Below are 18,567 nucleotides of genomic sequence, written 5' to 3'. Positions count from 1 at the left end.
GCTTGCCCTAAGCTAACAGCTTCGCCACTTCCCTCCTTTCATCGTGGAAATTCTGCTGCTGCTGGGCCTGATCCTGTTGAACGCCGTGTTCGCCATGGCCGAGATCGCCGTGGTCTCCGCGCGCAAGGTCAGGCTGCGGCATTGGGCCGACGCGGGCCACAAAGGCGCCCGCGCCGCGCTGAAACTGTCCGCCGAGCCCACCCGCTTCCTGTCGACCATCCAGATCGGCATCACCTCGATCAGCATCCTGTCCGGCGTCTACGGCGAGGCGGCGCTGTCCGATCACCTGAGGAACGTGCTGCTGGACCTGCCGCCGCTGGCGCCTTACAGCAAGCCGCTGTCGGTGGCGTTGATGGTGGTGCTGATCACCATGTTGTCGCTGATCTTCGGCGAACTGGTGCCGAAACGGCTGGCGCTGCTGAATCCGGAACGGGTGGCGATGACGCTTGCGCCGCCGATGCTGCTGCTGTCGCGCGCCAGCGGTCCGCTGGTGCAAGTGTTCAGCCGCGTCACCGACGGCCTGCTGCTGCTGCTGGGCGCGAAGAAGAGCGACGAGCCGTCGATCACCGAGGACGAGATCCGCGTGCTGATGGAACAAGGGGCCGACGAGGGCGTGTTCGACCGCGCCGAACAGGCGCTGGTGGCGAACATCTTCCGGCTCGACAACCGCAAGGTGGCCTCGGTGATGACGCCGCGCAAGGACGTGGTGATCCTGGATCTGGAAGACAGCCCCGACCACAACCGCGAGCTGCTGCTGCGCCACCCGTTCAGCCATTTTCCGGTCTGCCGCGGCGACACCGACCAAGTGATAGGCATGCTCAACGCCAAGCTGCTGCTGGACCGGTTGCTGCGCGGCGAGCCGCTGGACTTCGCCGCCGACCTGGCGCCGGCGCTGTATGTGCCGGCGACCAGTTCGCTGATGCAGCTGCTGGAACAGTTCAAGCAGGCGCGCAGCCACAGCGCGCTGGTCGTCGACGAATACGGCGAGCTGGAAGGCCTGGTGTCGATCAATAATGTGATGGAAGCCATCGTCGGCGATATGCCGGCAATCGACGGCGAAGATGACGAGATCGTGCAGCGCGAGGACGGCAGTTGGCTGGTGGACGGCATGCTGTCGCTGGAGCGTTTCCGCGAGTTTTTCGAACTGGAGGCGCCGCTGCCGGGCGAAGCCGGCGGCAACATCCACACGCTGGGCGGCATGATGATGTTCCAGTTCGGCCGCATTCCCAGCGTCGCCGACCGTTTCGACTGGAACGGCTTCAGTTTCGAGGTGGTGGACATGGACAAGACCCGGGTCGACAAGATCCTGGTGCTGCGCCATCACCTGCCGCAACCGGAATTCGAATCGATATGACCGCCATCCCCGCCGCCGCGCGTCCGGACGACTGGCTGGGCCTGCGCGCCGCGCTATGGCCGCATTGCCCGATGGCGCGGCAACGGCGGGAAATCGCCGCGCAATCGGCCGATCCGGGCCGTTGCGCCGCCTTCCTCGCGCTGGCCGGCGGGAACGAGGCCATCGGCCTGATCGAACTCTCGCTGCGCGGCGACTACGTCAACGGCGCATCCAGCTCGCCGGTGGCCTTCGTCGAAGGCCTGTACGTGGCGCCGGAACACCGGCGCGCGGGCATGGCGGCCCTGCTGCTGGACGCGGCCAAGACATGGGCCCGCGGCCACGGCTGCGCCGAACTGGCGTCCGACACCAGCCTGGACAACCTAGTCTCGCAGCAGGCCCACCTGTCGCTGGGTTTCGAGGAGACCGAGCGGGTGGTGTTCTACAGAATGCCGCTTTAAACGCGCTCAGCGCGTCGCGCGCTGCTCCAGCCTGGCCCTCCCCTCCCCGAACACCTCCAAAGCCGCCCAGGCGCCGTTAAACAGGCTCCATTGCGGCGGCACGTGGCCGATGTCGGCGTCTATCGCCACCGGACACGGCAAACCGTCCAGCGCGGCGCGCAACGCCCCCTCGTAGTCCAGGGCGTCGCCATCGGCGGCGTCGGGACCGTTGCTGCGGCCCAACACCAGCCCGGCCAGGCCATCCATCGCCCCGGATAGCCGGAGGCCCGCCAGGGCCCTTAGAACGCCGCAGGGCGCGAGTTCGCAGTTTTCCAGGTACAGGATGGCCGGTTCGGCCTTGAACGCGTCCAGATCGAAATACGGCGTGCCCTGCAGCGAAACCAACACGTCTAGACAGCCGCCGATCAATCTTCCTTCCATTTTCCCCGCTTCGCCGTCCAGCAACCGAACCCGGTTGGCGAATTGCCGGCCCGGCGCGTCCCAGCGCCAGTAGCGGTCGTGCTGCGACTGCCCCGGCGGCATCCCTGTCTCCAGCGCGGCCAGCAACGCCTCGTTGCCGAACACCCTGTCCCGCAGCGGCAGATCCATCAGATTGGGGCCATGCAGCGTCGCCCAGCCGGCCCGCAAGGTCAGCGGCGCCATCAAGGTGGACACGTCGGAAAATCCGGCGATCCATTTCGGCGGCAATTCGGCCAAGGCGTCGAAATCCAGGCCCGGCAGCAATTCGATCGCCCGCTCGCCGCCCCAGGGCGGCAGGATGGCGCGGATGTCGGGATCGAACAGAAAGCGGCGCAGTTCGGCCAGCCTCGCGGCGGCGGGCGCGCTGGCATCGCGTTTCTCGTCGCGCAGGCACTCGCCCTCCACCACGCGGTAGCCGCGCGCGCGCAGCGAGGCCAGCGCGTCGTCCAGCCGGCCGTGCAGCTGTCTGTGGACGCCGGAGGAAAAGGCGGTGACGGCGATGGCGTCGCCGGGCTTCAGCGGAGCCGGAAAACGGATGGGCATGGGTGTGATCCTGAAGCGTGTGGATGAGCCGGCCGCATTCAATCGCGCCGCGGCAGATCGAGCGAGAACGTGATGCCGGTGTTGCGCTGCCGATAGCCGATATGGCGATAGAAGGCATGCGCGTCGGCGCGATGAATGCCGGAACGCAGCCGTATGCGCGGATAGCCGCGAGCCTGCGCCCATTGTTCGCAGGCCTGCAACAGCAAACGGCCTACGCCCTGCTTGCGACAAGCCGGATCGACGACGATGCCGCCGATTTCGACATAGCCGTCAGCCTCCAGCAGATGACCGCCGTGGCCATGCGCCCAGCCGACGACCCGGCCATCGAGCTCCGCCACCCAGATCTCGTTGTCCGGGCTCCCGCGCACCGCCGCGTAGCGCGACGCCAATTGCCGGGGCGTCGTCGGGTAGTCGAGGTCCTGACACAGCCTCGCGACGGCGGCGATGTCGGCTTCCGTCATTGTCCGGATCAGGATTGGATTCATTGGTTCGGTTTCGAAGCAAAACCCCATGCTAAGGGAATTCGCCAATAAAAACCAAACGTCATTTATTCAGCCGGTGAAGCTCGATCAGCTTCGCGTACTTGATATAGCTGTTGAAGCAACCGATCGAGATATGCACCAGTCCGGGCAGGCCGTCGAGGAAACCGCGGCGAACGAAATAGAACTTGAAGAAACGCAACAGCGGACTGAACAGCAGCTTGCCGGCTCCCGCCTTCTTGCCGCGCGCGCGCAGGTGTTCCGCCTGCAGCGAGGTGTAGCGGTTCTGCTTGATCAGATACAGCGCGATGTCCTCTCCCGACTCGTGCATCAGATCCCCATCGAGTTTTTCCACAGCGTCGTCGCAGATCACGTACTCGTGAACCAGGTCGTCGGACCAGCGCGCGCGCCGGCGATCGAACAGGCGCAGCGACCAGTCCGGGTAACCCTCGCCGTGCTTCAGAAAACGACCCATGAAACGGTTGCAACGCGCGAAACGGTAGGCCGAGGCCTGTGGATTGTCTCGCATCCTATTGATAGAAAAAGATAATTCTTTGGAAAGGTATTCATCGGCATCCAGGCAAAGCACCCAGTCGTGCTTGGCTTGGCTGACCGCGAATTGCTTCTGCGGACCGAATCCCAGCCAGTCCTGGTGGATAACTTTGGCCCGATAGGCTGCAGCTATCGCCAATGTATCGTCGCTGCTGCCTGAATCCACAACGACGATCTCGTCGGCGAAGGCCAGACTCTGCAGACATTGTTCCAGCTGTTTGCCCGCGTTTTTGGTGATGAGTACCGCGCTGATTGCGACTCGCATCTTTTCTTGTTTTTCCCATTTATAAAATGATGAAACTGGTAGAAGCTAGTCCTTTACTGTGGATAAGTCATTTTACCATTTATTTTTCAACAACTTAACTTGCATGACAAGCTGTTGTCAGCAAGGCTGATCCGAAGTTGACCACATGTGGATAACTTTGAGCCTCGTCCGTTATCTCGAGTTTTCCACATGGAGACCGATGCTTTTGCCCGCAGACCTGTGCATGACGTTTTTTGTCGCGAAACGGCTTTTCATCAGCGGATTTTCATTAACGCAACTATAAAATGATGAAAATAATGAAGGCGGCTTTTTTTGTGGACAAATGAAAAAAAACGCTTTTCTTCATAGGCTTGTCCTGTTGATAGCCATTGGATTATTACCGGGTGCAACGGTCTGGTAGATTGTGGATAAAAGTGGCGAAACTTATTCACAAGCACTTATCCACATCTGATTAGGCGGGATTTTACTTGGTTAACCACAGCCCCGCTCGGGTACAATGCGCGCCATGATGAATGTGCTGATCGTGCGCACCTCGTCGATGGGCGACCTTATCCACACCTGGCCCGCCATCACCGAGCTGAAGACGCACTACCCCAATATCCGGCTGACCTGGCTGGCCGAGGAAAGCTTTGCCGACATCGCTCGGCTGCATCCTCAGGTGGCCGAGGTGCTGACTCTGCGCTGGCGCAGCTGGCGCAAGGGCTTGCTGCGGCCTGCGGCCTGGCGTGAACTGCGGGAATTGAAACGGCAGCTGCGCGACACCCATTTCGATCTGGTGCTGGACAGCCAGGGCCTGATCAAGAGCGCCATTCCGGCGCGTTGGGCGCGCGCGCCGCTGGCCGGGTTGGATTGGAAGAGCGCGCGCGAGTCGCTGGCCAGCCTGTTCTACGACAAGAAACACACGGTTTCGCGCCTGCTGTCGGCGATAGACCGCAATCGCCTGCTGTTCGGCCTGAGTTTCGGCTATCGGCCCGAAGGCGCGCCCAACTTCGGGGTGGCCGCCGGCGAGAGACCGTCCTGGATGCTGAGCGGCCGCTACGCGGTGCTGCTGCACGCCACCAGCCGCGCGTCCAAGGAATGGCCGGAAGCGCGCTGGATAGCGCTGGGTGAGGAGCTGTCGTCCCGGCATGACCTGGTGACGGTGCTGCCATGGGGCAGCGACAAGGAAAAGGCGCGCGCCGAACGGCTGGCCGCGCGCTTGCCGGCGGCCGTGGTGGCGCCGAAGATGAGCCTGTCCGAGGCGGCGGGCCTGCTCGGCCACGCCAGCGCTGTGATCGGCGTCGACACCGGGCTCGCCCACCTGGCCAACGCTCTGCAAGTGCCGCTGGTGGCGATCTACACCGATACCGATCCTCAGCAGACCGGCGTGGTGGAAACGCCGTGGGCGACCAATCTGGGCAATGTCGGCCAATGTCCGACGGTCGACGAGGTGATGCAGGCGCTGCAGGCGAGGCGAGACTGGACATGAGCTGGCGGCGCGGCTTGTACGGCCTGTTGTGGCGGGCGCTGACGCCGCTGATCCGCCGCTATCTGCGTAAACGCGCGCGCAAGGCGCCGGCTTATCTGGAACATTGGGACGAGCGTTTCGGCCGGGCGCTGGCGCCCAGGGCGAGCGGCGCGATCTGGATCCACGCGGTGTCGGTCGGCGAGACCCGCGCCGCGCAGCCGCTGGTCGCCGCGATTCGCCGCCAGTGGCCCGACGCGCCGCTGCTGTTGACGCAGATGACGCCTACCGGCCGCGCCACCGCCGAGGCGCTGTATCCCGACGCCGAAGTGCGCTATCTGCCGTACGACTACCCGCGCGCCGTCGCCGATTTTCTGCGCGCCTACCAGCCGCGTTGCGGCGTGCTGATGGAAACCGAGATCTGGCCGAATCTGATTCACGCCGCCGCCGAGCAGCGGGTGCCGCTATTGTTGTTCAATGCCAGATTGTCCGAAAAATCGCTGAAAGGCTATCGTCGAATACGCGGTTTGATCGCGCCGGAAATGAGGAAATTGACCACTGTTGCCGCGCAAACGGCGCAAGATGCTGATCGTTTGCGTCTACTGGGCGCTGAAAATATCGTTGTTTGCGGCAGTAGCAAATATGATATTGAGATACCTGAAGCGCAGCGTCATTTGGCGGCCGACTTCCGTCGCCGCATCGGCGCGCGGCCGGTCCTGCTGTGCGCCAGCACCCGGGACGGCGAGGAGGCCCTGATCCTCGATGCCTGGCGAGCGGCCGGCGCCGCCGTCGGCGACACCCTGCTGCTGTTGGTGCCGCGCCATCCGGAACGCTTGGACCCGGTGGCGGAACTGGCCGTCGAGCGCGGCTTTGCCCTGCAGCGCCGCAGCGACGAGGCCGAGGTGGCCGCCTCCACCCGGGTCTGGCTCGGCGACAGCATGGGCGAGATGTTCGCCTATCTGGGCGCCTGCGACGTCGCCTTCATCGGCGGCAGCCTGCTGCCCTTCGGTTGCCAGAATCTGATAGAGCCGGCGTTGATGGGCGTCCCGGCGTTGTTTGGTCCGTCGGTGTTCAATTTCCAGCAGGCGGCCGCCGATTCGCTGGCCGCCGGCGCCGGCAGGCAGGTCGCCGACGCCGACGAGTTGGTGAAGGCGGTGCTGTCGCTGCTGGCCGATCCGGCCGGGGCGGAGACGATGCGGCAGGGCGCGCTGAGCTTCAGCGCGGCGCACCGCGGCGCCAGCGAGCGGATGCTGGCCTTGCTGAAGACGGTCTTGCCGGCCGATTGAGACGCGTTTGCAGCCAAAAATAAAAAAACCGCCTGTTCAGGCGGTTTTTTCATTGAGCCAGCTTCAGGATCCCAGCCACTTGGCCGACAGCCTGGCGAAGGCACCGTCGCGCATCCGCTGGTTCAGCCATTGGTCGACCCAGGCTTTCCAGCGCCAGTCGTTCGGCAATAGATAGGCTTTCTGCGAGAAGTCGAATGGCTTGTCCGGGTGCAAGGCGCACAGTTCCGGATGCAGCTTTTGCTGATAACGGGTCTCGACCGCGTCGGTCACCATCGCGTCGGCCTTGCCGGCGATGATCTGCTGGAAAATTGCGGTATTGTCGGGGAAAACCGTTAAACCGGCATTCGGCAGGCGTGTGCGGGCGAAGCGTTCGTTGGTGCCGCCGGGATTGACCACCAGCCGGGTTTCCGGACGGTTCAGCTGTTCCAGCGTCTGAAAACGCGCCGCTTGGTCACAGCGGGCGATGGGGGTCTTGCCGTCGTCGAAATAAGGGGTCGAGTACAGCGCCCGCTTCTGCCGTTCCAGGCTGATCGAGATGCCGCCCATCGCGATGTCGAACTTGTCGTCGGCGAGGTCGCGCATCAGCGTCGGCCAGCTGGTGTCGACCAGCCGCAGCCTGACGCCCAGCGCGCGCGCCAGATCCCCGGCCATGTCTATGTCCAGGCCGCGGTACCGGCCGGCGTCGTCCTTGCCGCTGAACGGCAGGTAGTCGCCGCTGCTGCCTACCCTCAGTTCGCCGCGCGCCAGAATGTCGTCCAGCCGGTCGGCCCGGGCGACGGCGCTGGCCAGCAGCGCCGCCGCGCAGACGGCGACGATGCGAACGGCGTTCATCGGCCCGTTTCCCGCTGGTTCAGCGGAAAGGCGAACAATTCCCGGCGGTAGGTTTCCACCACCAGGCTGAACGGCGTGTTGCCGTCCTTGTACAGCACCGCGCGGTGCTGCAGCACCTGTTCCGGAATCTCCAGCGGCTTGCCGGCGGACGCGGCCAGCGGCCGCATCTCCCAGCCCTGTTGCAGCGGCGACCACAGCAGGCGCGCGCTTTCGGTGCGGCGGCTGAAGTTCAACGCGCGCACCGCGGTGCCGAACGGCGTGTCGGTGGTATCAAGCAGGCGGTTCATCTCCGGCGTCAGCCGCGACGGCACATACCAGTTGTCGGCTTCGGACAGCACCCGCTCGCCGCAGGCCAGCTTGACCCGGCGATAGCCTATCGGCTCGTCGGCGCCGACTTGCAGCTGGCGGCGGATCTCGGCGTTGGCCGGCTTGCGGGTATCGGTGTCGCGCAAGGCGCGGATGCGGGGCTCGGCGGCCAGCCGGTGCTCGGCGCACCATTGCTGCAAGGTGCGGGTGGCGCTGGGCTGGCTCAGCAGGGTCGCGTTGGCCGTCTGCAGCAGCGCCAGCGCCTTGACGCGGACCACGCCGTCGTCCTGCCAGCCCGGATAGGGCCAGCCGTCGGCGTGGGCGGGGCCGGCCAATAGCGCGGCGGGCAGCAGGCAGGCCAGCGCGAACCGGCCGTAGCGTCCGGCATGGCGCCGGCCATCATCGTTATGCTTCATAGATTTTCGCAGGAATTAGGACAAATACACTAATGAGGCAATTTTGAAACGTAAAGTTCCCTGCCCGGGTGCTGAAGTCGGGCGGCTTTTCCGCTAACGTGAAGACAGGGCTGACCGCAATGGGCGGGCCGGCCCGTTTTGCCTTTCGAGTCTGCCCTGCGAGGAGCCGCCATGGCTAACGATTTCCATTCCTTGCCCACTCTGACTCTGCCACGCACGACCGACCTGGTGCAACTGGAGCAGCGTCCGCACCCTCCGATCGACCTTCACAGCGCGGCGCTGAGCGTGATGACCGATCTGAGAGTGGTCAATCCTGTCGGCATCCGCGCCGACGCCGATCTGCGCGAGGCGCACCAGAAAATGATCAGCCATGGCATCCGTCTGCTGTTCGCCCACGACGACGGCGGCGGTCTGCTGGGCATCGTCACCGCCGTCGATCTGCTCGGCGAGCGGCCGATCCAGTGCATGCGGGAACACGGCAAGCATCACGCCGACATCCTGGTCGCCGACGTGATGACCCCGCGGGACCATCTGGACGCGCTGCGGCTGCAGGACGTGGCGGCGGCCAATGTCGGCCAGCTGATCGCGACGATGAAACAGTTGGGCCGCCAGCACGCGCTGGTGGTCGAGGTGAATCCGGCCAATGGCCACCACGAGCTGTGCGGCTTGTTCTCCACCACCCATATGGCCCGGCTGCTGGGCATGCCGCTATCGTTCATCCGCGTGCCGCAGGCCTTGTCGGAAATCCAGTACTCGCTGCTGTACACCGGTTGAGGCCGGGGATGGCAAGAATCGGGTCGCCGCCGGGCCGCCGCCGCCATAGACTTCGGACATCGCAATGATACGAAGGAGAGCGGCATGGCCTGGCAACTGGAAACCCTGGATGCGGCTTTCGTCGAACGGGCGAGGCGCGAGGGCGTCGACGCCCTCGGCCAGCCGGTGCGGCGGCTGACGGCCGCCGGCGGCGAACCGTTTCGCGACGCGCTGCGCCGCGCCCGTCGGGGCGAGGCGCTGATCCTGGCGAGCTACAGCCCATTCCGCCAAACCGGACCTTATCGCGAGTACGGCCCGGTTTTCCTGGCGGCCGGGCCGCAGCCGGAATCGCTGCCCGGTCTGTCGTCGTTGCTGCGTCGCGACGGAGGGGACGCCTATCTTGGAGAAGGCGTGGCGCTGCGCGCCTACGACGACGGACAGAGCATGCTGGAAGCCGCGCTGTTGCCGACGCGCGAGGCGGAGGCGACGCTGGCGCGCTGGGAGGCGCGGCCGGAAATCGCGTTCGCGATGCTGCGCTTTCCCGCGCATGGCTGCTACGCGCTGCGCTTGAACCGGAGCGAATGAGATGAACGTCGCCCTGCTTGACGACGCGGAGAACGGTCGCGATTACACCCGCGTTCGCGACGCGATACGCTATCTGGTTTCCCATGCCGGCGACCAGCCGCAGCTGGCCGATCTGGCCGCCGCGCTCTACCTGTCGGAATCGCGGCTGCAGCGGCTGTTCAGCCGCTGGGCCGGCGTCAGTCCGAAGCGCTTCATCCAGCAGCTGACCTGCGAGGCGGCCAAGACGCGGCTGGCGGCCGGCGCGCCGGTGTTGTCCCTGTCGCACGAACTGGGCCTGTCCGGCGCCAGCCGGCTGCACGATCTGTTCGTCACGCTGGAGGCGATGACGCCGGGCGAATACCAGCAGGGCGGCGCCGGGCTGGACATCGTGTGGAGCGTCGAAGCCAGTCGCTTCGGCCCGGCGCTGCTGGCGAGAACCGCGCGCGGGGTGTGCGCGCTGCAATTCCTGGCGGACGAGGCGGAGGCCGAGGCCTGGTTGCGGGCGCGATGGCCGCGCGCCGCGCTGCGCCACGTCGCCGGCCAGGGACGGGAATTGTGCGGCCGCCTGTTCGATCCCTTGGCCGAGGCGGACGGTCCGCCGCTGGCGCTCAGGGTGCAGGGCAGCAATTTCCAGATTCAGGTGTGGCGGGCGCTGCTGGCCGTGCCCTACGGCGGCTTGCTCAGCTATCGCCAGCTGGCGGAACGGCTGGGCCGGCCGGGCGCGGCGCGGGCGGTCGGCAACGCGGTGGGCGCCAATCCGGTGGCCTGGCTGATTCCATGCCACCGGGTGATACGCGCCGAGGGCGCGCTGGGCGGTTATCGCTGGGGCGAGGAGCGCAAACTGGACCTGATAGGCTGGGAGAGCGCGCGGCTGGCGGCGGCCGGCGAGGTGGCGGCGTGAGGCGCGAGTTCGCGCCGTTGCTGTTGCTGGCGGCCTTGTGGGGCGGCTCCTTCCTGTTCATGCGCATCGCCGCGCCGGCCTTCGGCCCCCTGCCGCTGATCGCGCTGAGGGTGGGGCTGGCCGCCTGCCTGTTGCTGCCGCTGCTGTGCTGGCGCGGCCTGTTGCCGTTGTGGCGCGCCCGCTGGCGGGCTATCGCCGTGGTCGGCGTGTTTTTGACCGCCTTGCCGTTCTGCCTGATCGCCTGGGCCCAGTTGTCGCTGTCGGCCGGCATGGCCTCGGTGCTGAACGCCACCACGCCGCTGATGACGGCGCTGTGGGCCTGGCCGCTGGCCGGAGAGAGACCCGGCGCGCGGCGCCTGGCCGGTCTGGCCCTGGGACTGGCCGGCGTCGCGGCGCTGCTGCTGGGGCGCGGCGCCCGCTTCGACGCGGCCGCGCTGGCGCCTGTGCTGGCGATGCTGGGCGCCACCGCCTGTTACGGCTGGGCCGGACATATGACCCGCCGCTGGCTGCCGGGAATGCCGTCCTTGCTCACCGCCTGCGGCGGTCTGGCCAGCGGCGCGCTATTGCTGCTGCCCCTGGCCTGGTGGAACTGGCCGGCGTCGCCGGCGCCGGCGCGCGCCTGGCTGGCGGTGGCCTTGCTGGCGCTGTTGTGCACCGCGCTGGCCTATCTGATCTTCTATCGCTTGATAGACCGCCTGGGCGCAACCGGGGCCAGCGGCGTCACTTATCTGGTGCCGGTGTTCGGCGTGTTGTGGGGCGCGCTGTTTCTCGGCGAGGCGGTCAGCGCGGCGATGCTGGCCGGCGCGGCGCTGATCCTGGGCGGGGTGCTGTTGTTGAACGCCAGGCGCTAAGCGGCCAGGCGGCTCAATTCGCGGAAAAACAGCCGGCTCAGCAGCTCCAGTCCCCGATTTTCCGCCCGTTCTGTACGGCGATACAGGGCCAGCGGCACCGCGGGCAAGTCCGGCAGCCGGCCGGACGGCAGGGGCCGCAGTTTGTCGCCCGCGGCGTCCGGCAGCAGCGCGCCGACGCCCAGCCCCGCTTCCAGCGCCGCTTGCACCGCCAGCAGGCTGGAGCTCTCGAATACCACCCGATAGCGCTGGCCCGCCAATTCCAGCGCCTGCAGCATCGCGTTGCGCCAGCTGCACGGCGCGGTGAACAGCACCAGCGGCAGTTCGGCGCCGTCCGGCCATGCTCCTCCAGCCGCCAACCACGGCAGCGCGCAGGACAGCGACCACAGCGGCTGTTCTTCCAGGCCGCACAGCCGCGGATTGGCGATCAGCAGGTCAAGCTCGCCGGCGCGGTAAGCGGCGCTCAACTCCCGTCCCGGCTCCACCCTGACCTCCAGGCCCAGCTGGGTATGGGTGCGGGAAAAATCGGCCAGCACCTGCGGCAGGTGGCGGCTGACCACGTCTTCGATCAGGCCTACCCGGCACGGCGCCGCGGCGATGGCGGCCTCGGCCGGCAGCATCTGTTCCGCCAGGCTGACGATGCGCTCGGCGAAGGGGAGCAGCGCGCGGCCGGCGGCGGTGAGGTTGACGCCGCGGGTGGACCGCAGCAGCAGCGTCTGGCCGCAGTGCTGTTCCAGCTTGCGCAACTGCAGGCTCAGCGCCGGCTGGCTGTGGCCCAGCTCGGCGGCGGCGCGGTTGATGCTGCCGTGGCGAGCCACCGCCGCCAGCGCCCGCAACAGCGCGGTGTCGAGGTCTCTGGTCATAATGAAAACCTATAACGATTGCCTGGATTTGCAGTCTACCTATAAGCGGGCTGTTTGCTTAGCATCGGAATACTACGTATTAGCATGGAGTGGCGCGATGTTTGCAGTGGCCTTGTTGCTGACGGTAGCCGGCTCGGTGTTGTATCACTTGTCGATCAAGCAGGTGCCGGCGGCGATTAATCCGTTCTTTTCACTGGCGGTCAGCTACGCCTTGGCGCTGGCGATGTGCCTGGTCGGGATGTGGTGGCTGCCGGCGGGGCAGCGCGGGGTGGCGGCGCTGAACTGGAGCAGTCTGGGGGTGGCGCTGGGGATTGTGGGCGTTGAAATCGGGTATTTGCTAGCCTACCGCACCGGCTGGAACCTGGGTTACGCCGGTTTCAGTTCCAATGTGCTGAGCACGGCCATGTTGCTGCCGCTGGGGTGGTGGCTGTTTCACGAACAGCCGTCGCCGGGGCGGGTGGCCGGCATGGCGTTGAGCCTGGCCGGCCTGTGGCTGATGTTGCGTTTCCGCTGATGGGACCGCTCAGGAGGTCGGCAGATGGATGGCCACCTTGAAGCCGCCGTCCTCGTCGGCCAGCTCCAGCTTGCCGTCGTGCTGCTTGACGATGCGGGCGACGATGGCCAGGCCGAGACCGCTGCCGCCGTCGGTGCCGCGGTGCTCGGCCAGGCGTTCGAACGGCGCCAGCGCCGATTCGCGCAGCGCGGCGGGAATGCCGGCGCCGTGGTCGATGACGCTGAGCGCGATCTCGCTCTCCAGCCGCTCCACCCGGACGATGACCGGCGGCCGGCCGTAACGGCGGGCGTTTTCCAGCAGATTGCTCAGCAGGCGCTCCAGCGCCAGCGCGTCGGCCTGCAATTCGACCTCGCTGCGGATGTCCAGCCGCACGTCCATGTCCTCGCGGCGGAAGCGGGCCACGACGCTGCCGGCCAGATCGGCCAGCGCCACCGGTTCCAGGCGGCTGGTTTCCTCGGCGCGGGCGAAATCGATGAACTGGCGCACGATGCGCGACAGCTCGTCGATGTCGGACAGCATGTCGTGCTGGTCGGTGCTGGCTTCCTGCATTTCCAGCGTCAGCTTCAGCCGGGTCAGCGGCGTGCGCAGGTCGTGCGACAGGCCGGCCAGCATCAGCCGGCGCTCGCGCGCGGCATTGTCCAGCGCCAGGGCCATGCTGTTGAAGTTGTGCGCCAACAGCTGAACTTCGCGCGGACCGGTTTCCGGAATCGTTTGCGGCATCGAGCCGCCGGCCAGTTCGCGGCTGGCCTGCACCACCCGGCTGATCGGCCTGGTGATGCGCCAGGCGACCAGCGAGGCCAGCAGCGTCGCGAACAGCGCCGCCAGCAAGGACGCCTGCAGCAACGGATTGATCCAGCGGTCGCGGTAGCGGCCGAACGGAATCACCAGCCAGTACGGCTGGTCCAGCACGTGCACATGCACCCACAGCTCGCTGTGGTCCTCGCGGCGCGCATAATGGGCCTGGATAGGCTCGTTCAGATCGTGCGACAGCCGCTGCGCCAGCATGCTGCCTATCTTGGGCAGATCGTCGGCGAAAGTCTGGCCCTGGTCGGCGTTGAACGGCAGCAGGCTGGGCAGACCGGGACGGTTGTAATTGTCGAGGAAGGCCTGCCGCTCCTCGTTGCTCATGCCCGTCATCGAGTCTTCCAGGTAGGACAGCGTGTCCAGCACCTGGATGTACAGCTGGCGTTCCAGCAGCTTGTGCCGTTCGTTGGAGGCCATCCAGAACGAGAAAAACTGGGTGGTGATCACCACGGTCACCACCAGCAGCGCCAGCCGGAAGAACAGCGAGCCCAACAACTTGCGCAGCAAGGCTTACTCCCTCGGCGAGCCGTCCGGCACGAAGACGTAGCCGTAGCCCCACACGGTTTGAATGTAGCGCAGCTGGCTGTCGCCGTTTTCCAGCGCCTTGCGCAGCCGCGAGATGTGGACGTCTATGCTGCGGTCCAGCGATTCGCCGTTGCTCTTGCCCAGCGCCAGTTCCATCAGCTGTTCGCGGGTCAGCGGCCGGCGCGGGTGGCTGACCAGCACCGACAGCACGGCGAATTCGGCGCTGGTCAGCGCGATGGGCAGGCCGCTGCGGCGCAGCTCGCGCTGGCCGAGGTTCAGCGCGAACTCGCCGAACTCGACCACGTCGTCGGCATTGTGCTGGGCGGCCAGCGCCGGCGTCGTGTGGTGGCGGCGCAGCACGGACTGGATGCGGGCGGTCAGTTCGCGCGGATTGAACGGCTTGGGAAGATAGTCGTCGGCGCCCATTTCCAGACCGAGGATGCGGTCTATGTCCTCGCCGCGGGCGGTCAGCATGATTACTGGCAGCGTCTCGCCCTGGGCGCGCAGCCGGCGCACCACGGCCAGGCCGTCCTCGCCCGGCATCATCACGTCCAGCACGATCAGGTCCGGGCGGTTGCGCGCCAGCTTGCGATCGAGGTCTTTCGGGTCGGGCAGGGTTTCCACGCTGTAACCTTGCTGGGTCAGGTAACGGGTCAGCAGTTCGCGCAGCTTGGCATCGTCGTCCACGACCAGGATTTTGTTGTGTTCCATGTGGGTTTCCTCAGTGTTCCGGTTGCCAGCTTAGCGCCGGTGCGCGCGCTTTGGCCGACCTTGTTTTTACAGATGTTAAGCCGATGCGTCGCGATACAGTCGTTAACAATTGTGCTGCCGGCGCTGACGTCTGAGCAAATGCTTGCGCTTAAGCTGAAGCAGATGCTAGGGGAAAGCCTGCCGCTTGTCTGGAAAAAGTCAAATCTTTCATCGGCTTCCCTGTACTTTCATGCTCTTATCATTGCGCGCCGCAAGCGGCGCGCCACCCGATGGGCAATCCGGAACCGCGCTTGCCGGCACGGGCTTTTCCGGCGGTGGGTCGCGTCGTTCCCCGCGGCGATGGCCCGGTTTGTCTCGGACAGGATAAAATGTCGATATGAAGCGATACCTGATCATTCTGGCGTGCGGCTGCCTGTTGGCGCAACAGGCGGTGTTGGCGCGGGCGTCCGGAGGCGGCCGCAGCTGGCCCCATGCCGGTCCCGCGCCGCAGGCGTGCCAGGCCGATCCCGGGTGTGCGGAACACCGCCGGCTGCGCAATCTGAGGATGCGCGAGGCCGAGCGCAACGGCGATCTGGGCTTCGATCCGGTCAAGCACCAGTCCCGGCTGCTGCCGCCATCGCCCGATGGACACGCGCGGACAGTACCCAGCAAGCCGAATTTTTGGCAGGATAAACGCCGGCAGGAGCAGGAACAGAACCCGTCCGAATAAGAACCGTCGCCGCTTCCCTGCCCCGATTGCACGGTCTGCGCCGGCGCGCCCCAATCCAGCCGCCGCGCGGCGTTTTGTCAGCGGCCCCGGGCCGCCTTCCCTCGGAAAAGGGCGCAGCGATGAAGCATCAGCGGAAAACCAGGTGGGGGGATTGCGTGCGGGCCGGAGTCGGTCTGTGGTTGTCCTGCCTGGCCGGCATGGCGGCGGCGCAAGTCGACGACGATTGCGGACGCGCCGTCGCGCCGCAGCGCTGCCAGATCCATCGTCAGGGCTTGCGCAGCTGCCAGGACCTGGCCGAGCCGCGCCGCCGCGCCTGCCTCGCCTACTACACTCCTCCGTTGAATTGCCAGCGCCAGCGCGATGCCCGGCGCTGCGAAGCGTTGCTGGCGGCGCAGGCCTCGTGCGAAGGCATGTTGGGCGCCGCCCGGCGGCAATGTCTGGACGAGCGCCTGCCGCCCGCGGACTGCGCGCGCCCCCAGGCGCCCTGCGCGGCCGACGATGCCGCCTGCGACCGTCCGCGCCGCCGCGCGGCCGGCGGCTGCCAGTGGCCGCTGCCGTTGGTGGAGTAAGCGCAACGGTGTGTTATCCAACGGTGCGTCGCCCAGCGGTGCGTCGCCCCTTCGGGGTGACGCACCCTACCTGGTTTTGGGAGCGATTTTGGGTGGGTTGCGTAGGGTGCGTCACCCGATAGGGCGACGCACCGCCATCGAGGTTGCCTAGCGCTTGCCCAATGGTGCGACGCACCTCAAGGCAGCAGAATCACCGAGCCGGTCGTGCGGCGCGCTTCCAGGTCGCGATGGGCCTGGGCCGCCTCGGCCAGTGGATAGCGGTGCGACGGTTCCAGCTTGATCGTGCCGTCCCGCAGCCGGTCGAACAGCGCCGCCGCCGACGCTTCCAGCTCGGCGCGGCTGGCGATGTAGTCGCCAAGCTTGGGACGGGTCAGGAACAGCGAGCCGCGGCGGGTCAGTTCCAACGGCGCCAGCGCCGGCACCGGCCCGGAGGCGTTGCCGAACGATACCAGCATGCCGCGCGGCGCCAGGCTGTCCAGCGACGCCGTGAAGGTGTCCTTGCCGACCGAATCGAACACCACCGGCACGCCGGTGCCGCCGGTGATCTCCCGCACCCGCTCGGCGACGTTCTCGTCGCGATACAGGATCACGTGGGCGGCGCCGAGCCGGCGCGCGATCTCGGCCTTGGCCTCCGAGCCGACGGTGGCGATCACCTCGACCCCCATCGCCGCCAGCCATTGCAGCGCGATCTGGCCGACGCCGCCGGCGGCGGCGTGCCACAGCACCGTCTGTCCAGCCCGAACCGGAAAGGTGCGCTGCACCAAATACTCGACGGTCATGCCCTGCAGCATCGCGCAGGCGGCGGTCTCGTCGGCGATGCCGTCCGGCAGCTTGACCAGGTGCTCGGCGGCTATCAGCCGCTCGCTGGCATAGGCGCCGAGCGGGCCGCCGGCGTAGGCGACGCGGTCGCCCGGCTTCAGTCCATCGACGCCGGCGCCGACCGCCTCCACGACGCCGGCCGCCTCGCAGCCGAGCCCGCTGGGCAGCGGCAGCGGATACAGGCCGCTGCGTTGGTAGGTGTCGATGAAGTTGACGCCGATGGCGCTGTGGCGCACCCGCGCCTGGCCAGGGCCGGGCGGTCCGATGTCGGCGCGCTCCAGCCTGAGCACCTCGGGACCGCCGGTTTCGGAAAAGACGATGATCTGGTTCATGGCGCATGCCTCGCGAAGGGAAGGGCCCAGTCTGCGCCGGCGCCATGCCGGCGGCAAGGCCGGCGCGCTCGACGGGCCGTCAAGTCCGGCTGGACAGTTGACGGCGTCCCCAGGCCACGACTTCGGGCAATACCTTGGGCCAGTTGTTCAGTCTGTGGTCGTCTCCATTGAGTACAGTCTGTCGGCTGTGGCGGTAATGCACCGCGGCCTCGCGCCAGTCCAGCGTCTCGTCCCGGCTGCCCAGCAGCAGCCAGTAGCGTCCGGTGTCCGGTTTTTCCACCCGTTGCGCCTGCAAGGCCCGCAAGTCGGCGTCTCCCAGCGTGTAGACCTCGCCGGTGTACGGATTGGTCTGCTCGCCGGCGAAGCGCGCCAGATCGCGGTCGGGCCGCACCGCCGGATTGATCAGCGCCGCCGGCAGCGCGTAGCGCTGGGCCAGATGGGTGGCGTAGAAGCCGCCCAGCGAGCTGCCTATCAGCAGCGTGTCGGCCGGCAGCGCGTCCAGCAGCGCCGAGGCCTGGGCGATCGCTTCGGCCGGATGCGGCGACAGCCGCGGGCAGGACAGGCCGATGTCCGGCGCGTGTTGCCGCAGCCAGGCGGCGGTTTCGCCGGCCTTCAGCGACTGCGGGCCGGAATTGAAGCCGTGGAGATAGACGATATGCATGCTCGGGCGCCGATGGGGAAATATCCAGATGGTACGACTCGGCGCGGCCATTGTCAGTTTGCCGTAATAGCTGTTTTGCTTGTAAATATCGGGTAAAAGCGTTCGTTCGCGCATTTCCGCCATTGTCATGACCGGCCGGCCGATGCTCAAATGAACGTAAAGACAATAAGAGCCTGCAAAGACTTTGAACAGGCTCTAACAGAGGAGAGATTTCATGACCACGATTCCCGCGGCCGGCCCCAGCGTCGCGCCGCATTCGCTGGAGAGCCTGATCGTCGCCTGCGGCTATCTGCAGCACAGCGCGCTGCTGTTCGCCCGCGATATCGACAGCGACACCGCGCTGATCCGTTCCGGCTTCTGCCCCCGCCACCAGGTGCAATGGGACGAGAGGGGCGGCATGCGCGCCTGCGGCGACGTGCACGAGGAAGTCGACGCGCTGATGCAGGGCAGCCACACCTTGCGTTTCGCCTTGCACGAGATGTTGATGCAGTTCGGCCCGGCGGTATGCAACGATGCGCTGGCGCGCATCATCCTGCAGGGCGTGCGCAGTTTGACCGACTGGCTGCAGGTCTGCCAGTCGCTGGCCGATCTGAGCCGCGGACCGGTGCGCGTGCCGGCCTGA

At 66.6% G+C, this 18,567-nt stretch carries 22 protein-coding genes; 12 read left to right on the top strand and 10 right to left on the bottom strand.

The window, feature by feature from the left end; all coding sequences use genetic code 11:
* The first annotated feature begins 43 nt into the window (after nucleotides 1-43).
* Nucleotides 44-1,354: a hemolysin family protein gene (locus tag CXB49_RS20995; protein ID WP_199406731.1), complete on the top strand. Its 1,311-nt coding sequence runs from the start codon at nucleotides 44-46 to the stop codon at nucleotides 1,352-1,354.
* Complete coding sequence (gene aac(6') / locus CXB49_RS20990) at nucleotides 1,351-1,791, top strand: aminoglycoside 6'-N-acetyltransferase (RefSeq protein WP_101710173.1); 441 nt, start codon at nucleotides 1,351-1,353, stop codon at nucleotides 1,789-1,791. The genes CXB49_RS20995 and aac(6') overlap by 4 nt, the downstream gene beginning before the upstream one ends.
* Before the next feature lie 6 nt (nucleotides 1,792-1,797).
* Here the strand turns inward: aac(6') and CXB49_RS20985 are convergent, their stop codons facing one another.
* Genes CXB49_RS20985 through CXB49_RS20975 form a run of 3 tightly spaced genes read right to left on the bottom strand, consistent with a single transcriptional unit; the run spans nucleotide 1,798 to nucleotide 4,089 of the window.
* Entirely contained in the window at nucleotides 1,798-2,793 is a 996-nt protein-coding gene (locus CXB49_RS20985; RefSeq protein WP_158300980.1) for a S66 peptidase family protein, read from the bottom strand.
* A gap of 38 nt (nucleotides 2,794-2,831) precedes the next feature.
* Entirely contained in the window at nucleotides 2,832-3,278 is a 447-nt protein-coding gene (locus CXB49_RS20980) for a GNAT family N-acetyltransferase (protein ID WP_158300979.1), read from the bottom strand.
* 58 nt (nucleotides 3,279-3,336) lie between these two features.
* A complete protein-coding gene (locus CXB49_RS20975) occupies nucleotides 3,337-4,089 on the bottom strand; it encodes a glycosyltransferase family 2 protein (RefSeq protein WP_101710170.1) in 753 nt (250 codons plus the stop codon).
* Between the two features lie 508 nt (nucleotides 4,090-4,597).
* Between CXB49_RS20975 and waaC the strand changes: the two genes are divergently transcribed.
* Both waaC and waaA read left to right on the top strand, forming a co-directional pair.
* Nucleotides 4,598-5,557: a lipopolysaccharide heptosyltransferase I gene (gene waaC / locus CXB49_RS20970; RefSeq protein WP_199406914.1), complete on the top strand. Its 960-nt coding sequence runs from the start codon at nucleotides 4,598-4,600 to the stop codon at nucleotides 5,555-5,557.
* Nucleotides 5,554-6,819: a lipid IV(A) 3-deoxy-D-manno-octulosonic acid transferase gene (waaA, locus tag CXB49_RS20965; protein ID WP_101710169.1), complete on the top strand. Its 1,266-nt coding sequence runs from the start codon at nucleotides 5,554-5,556 to the stop codon at nucleotides 6,817-6,819. Before waaC ends, waaA begins: the two co-directional genes overlap by 4 nt.
* 63 nt (nucleotides 6,820-6,882) lie before the next feature.
* Here the strand turns inward: waaA and CXB49_RS20960 are convergent, their stop codons facing one another.
* Both CXB49_RS20960 and CXB49_RS20955 read right to left on the bottom strand, forming a co-directional pair.
* Nucleotides 6,883-7,650 (bottom strand): transporter substrate-binding domain-containing protein, encoded by a 768-nt coding sequence (locus tag CXB49_RS20960; RefSeq protein ID WP_101710168.1) that lies wholly within the window; start codon nucleotides 7,648-7,650, stop codon nucleotides 6,883-6,885.
* Nucleotides 7,647-8,372: a hypothetical protein gene (locus CXB49_RS20955; RefSeq protein WP_233492876.1), complete on the bottom strand. Its 726-nt coding sequence runs from the start codon at nucleotides 8,370-8,372 to the stop codon at nucleotides 7,647-7,649. The genes CXB49_RS20960 and CXB49_RS20955 overlap by 4 nt, the downstream gene beginning before the upstream one ends.
* A 171-nt stretch (nucleotides 8,373-8,543) precedes the next feature.
* On the opposite strand from CXB49_RS20955, the gene CXB49_RS20950 reads away from it, so the two are divergent.
* From CXB49_RS20950 to CXB49_RS20935, 4 genes are all read left to right on the top strand, one after another.
* Complete coding sequence (locus tag CXB49_RS20950; protein ID WP_101710167.1) at nucleotides 8,544-9,146, top strand: CBS domain-containing protein; 603 nt, start codon at nucleotides 8,544-8,546, stop codon at nucleotides 9,144-9,146.
* 84 nt (nucleotides 9,147-9,230) lie between these two features.
* Nucleotides 9,231-9,710 (top strand): DUF1203 domain-containing protein, encoded by a 480-nt coding sequence (locus CXB49_RS20945; protein ID WP_101710166.1) that lies wholly within the window; start codon nucleotides 9,231-9,233, stop codon nucleotides 9,708-9,710.
* A gap of 1 nt (nucleotide 9,711) precedes the next feature.
* On the top strand, nucleotides 9,712-10,590 hold the full coding sequence (locus CXB49_RS20940; RefSeq protein ID WP_101710165.1) for a methylated-DNA--[protein]-cysteine S-methyltransferase: 879 nt from the start codon (nucleotides 9,712-9,714) through the stop codon (nucleotides 10,588-10,590).
* Nucleotides 10,587-11,441 carry a DMT family transporter gene (locus CXB49_RS20935; RefSeq protein WP_199406921.1) on the top strand — a complete coding sequence of 285 codons (855 nt, stop codon included), beginning with the start codon at nucleotides 10,587-10,589 and terminating at the stop codon, nucleotides 11,439-11,441. The genes CXB49_RS20940 and CXB49_RS20935 overlap by 4 nt, the downstream gene beginning before the upstream one ends.
* Here CXB49_RS20935 and CXB49_RS20930 read toward each other — a convergent pair.
* The gene (locus CXB49_RS20930) at nucleotides 11,438-12,301 is read right to left on the bottom strand and encodes a LysR family transcriptional regulator (protein ID WP_101710163.1); all 864 of its coding nucleotides are present in this window, start codon (nucleotides 12,299-12,301) and stop codon (nucleotides 11,438-11,440) included. The two genes, CXB49_RS20935 and CXB49_RS20930, sit on opposite strands and share 4 nt — an antisense overlap.
* 97 nt (nucleotides 12,302-12,398) lie before the next feature.
* On the opposite strand from CXB49_RS20930, the gene CXB49_RS20925 reads away from it, so the two are divergent.
* Nucleotides 12,399-12,815 (top strand): hypothetical protein, encoded by a 417-nt coding sequence (locus CXB49_RS20925; protein WP_101710162.1) that lies wholly within the window; start codon nucleotides 12,399-12,401, stop codon nucleotides 12,813-12,815.
* Between the two features lie 9 nt (nucleotides 12,816-12,824).
* Here the strand turns inward: CXB49_RS20925 and CXB49_RS20920 are convergent, their stop codons facing one another.
* Both CXB49_RS20920 and ompR read right to left on the bottom strand, forming a co-directional pair.
* A complete protein-coding gene (locus CXB49_RS20920) occupies nucleotides 12,825-14,126 on the bottom strand; it encodes an ATP-binding protein (RefSeq protein ID WP_233492875.1) in 1,302 nt (433 codons plus the stop codon).
* A gap of 3 nt (nucleotides 14,127-14,129) precedes the next feature.
* Nucleotides 14,130-14,855 carry a two-component system response regulator OmpR gene (gene ompR / locus CXB49_RS20915; protein ID WP_101710161.1) on the bottom strand — a complete coding sequence of 242 codons (726 nt, stop codon included), beginning with the start codon at nucleotides 14,853-14,855 and terminating at the stop codon, nucleotides 14,130-14,132.
* Nucleotides 14,856-15,231: 376 nt separating this feature from the next.
* Here ompR and CXB49_RS20910 point away from each other — a divergent pair, with 376 nt between their 5' ends.
* Both CXB49_RS20910 and CXB49_RS20905 read left to right on the top strand, forming a co-directional pair.
* Entirely contained in the window at nucleotides 15,232-15,564 is a 333-nt protein-coding gene (locus CXB49_RS20910; protein ID WP_101710160.1) for a hypothetical protein, read from the top strand.
* A 155-nt stretch (nucleotides 15,565-15,719) separates the two neighbouring features.
* Nucleotides 15,720-16,133, top strand: coding sequence for a hypothetical protein (locus CXB49_RS20905; protein WP_158300978.1), 414 nt, complete (start codon nucleotides 15,720-15,722; stop codon nucleotides 16,131-16,133).
* A 176-nt stretch (nucleotides 16,134-16,309) separates the two neighbouring features.
* Here the strand turns inward: CXB49_RS20905 and CXB49_RS20900 are convergent, their stop codons facing one another.
* Together CXB49_RS20900 and CXB49_RS20895 are read right to left on the bottom strand one after the other, a co-directional pair.
* Nucleotides 16,310-17,284 carry a quinone oxidoreductase gene (locus CXB49_RS20900; RefSeq protein WP_101710158.1) on the bottom strand — a complete coding sequence of 325 codons (975 nt, stop codon included), beginning with the start codon at nucleotides 17,282-17,284 and terminating at the stop codon, nucleotides 16,310-16,312.
* A 79-nt stretch (nucleotides 17,285-17,363) separates the two neighbouring features.
* A complete protein-coding gene (locus CXB49_RS20895; protein WP_101710157.1) occupies nucleotides 17,364-17,945 on the bottom strand; it encodes a YqiA/YcfP family alpha/beta fold hydrolase in 582 nt (193 codons plus the stop codon).
* 214 nt (nucleotides 17,946-18,159) lie between these two features.
* Between CXB49_RS20895 and CXB49_RS20890 the strand changes: the two genes are divergently transcribed.
* Nucleotides 18,160-18,567 carry a hypothetical protein gene (locus tag CXB49_RS20890; protein WP_101710156.1) on the top strand — a complete coding sequence of 136 codons (408 nt, stop codon included), beginning with the start codon at nucleotides 18,160-18,162 and terminating at the stop codon, nucleotides 18,565-18,567.

Origin of the sequence: Chromobacterium sp. ATCC 53434 (assembly GCF_002848345.1) — a bacterium.
Lineage (GTDB): Bacteria > Pseudomonadota > Gammaproteobacteria > Burkholderiales > Chromobacteriaceae > Chromobacterium.
This window is presented reverse-complemented; position numbering and strand designations above follow the sequence as displayed.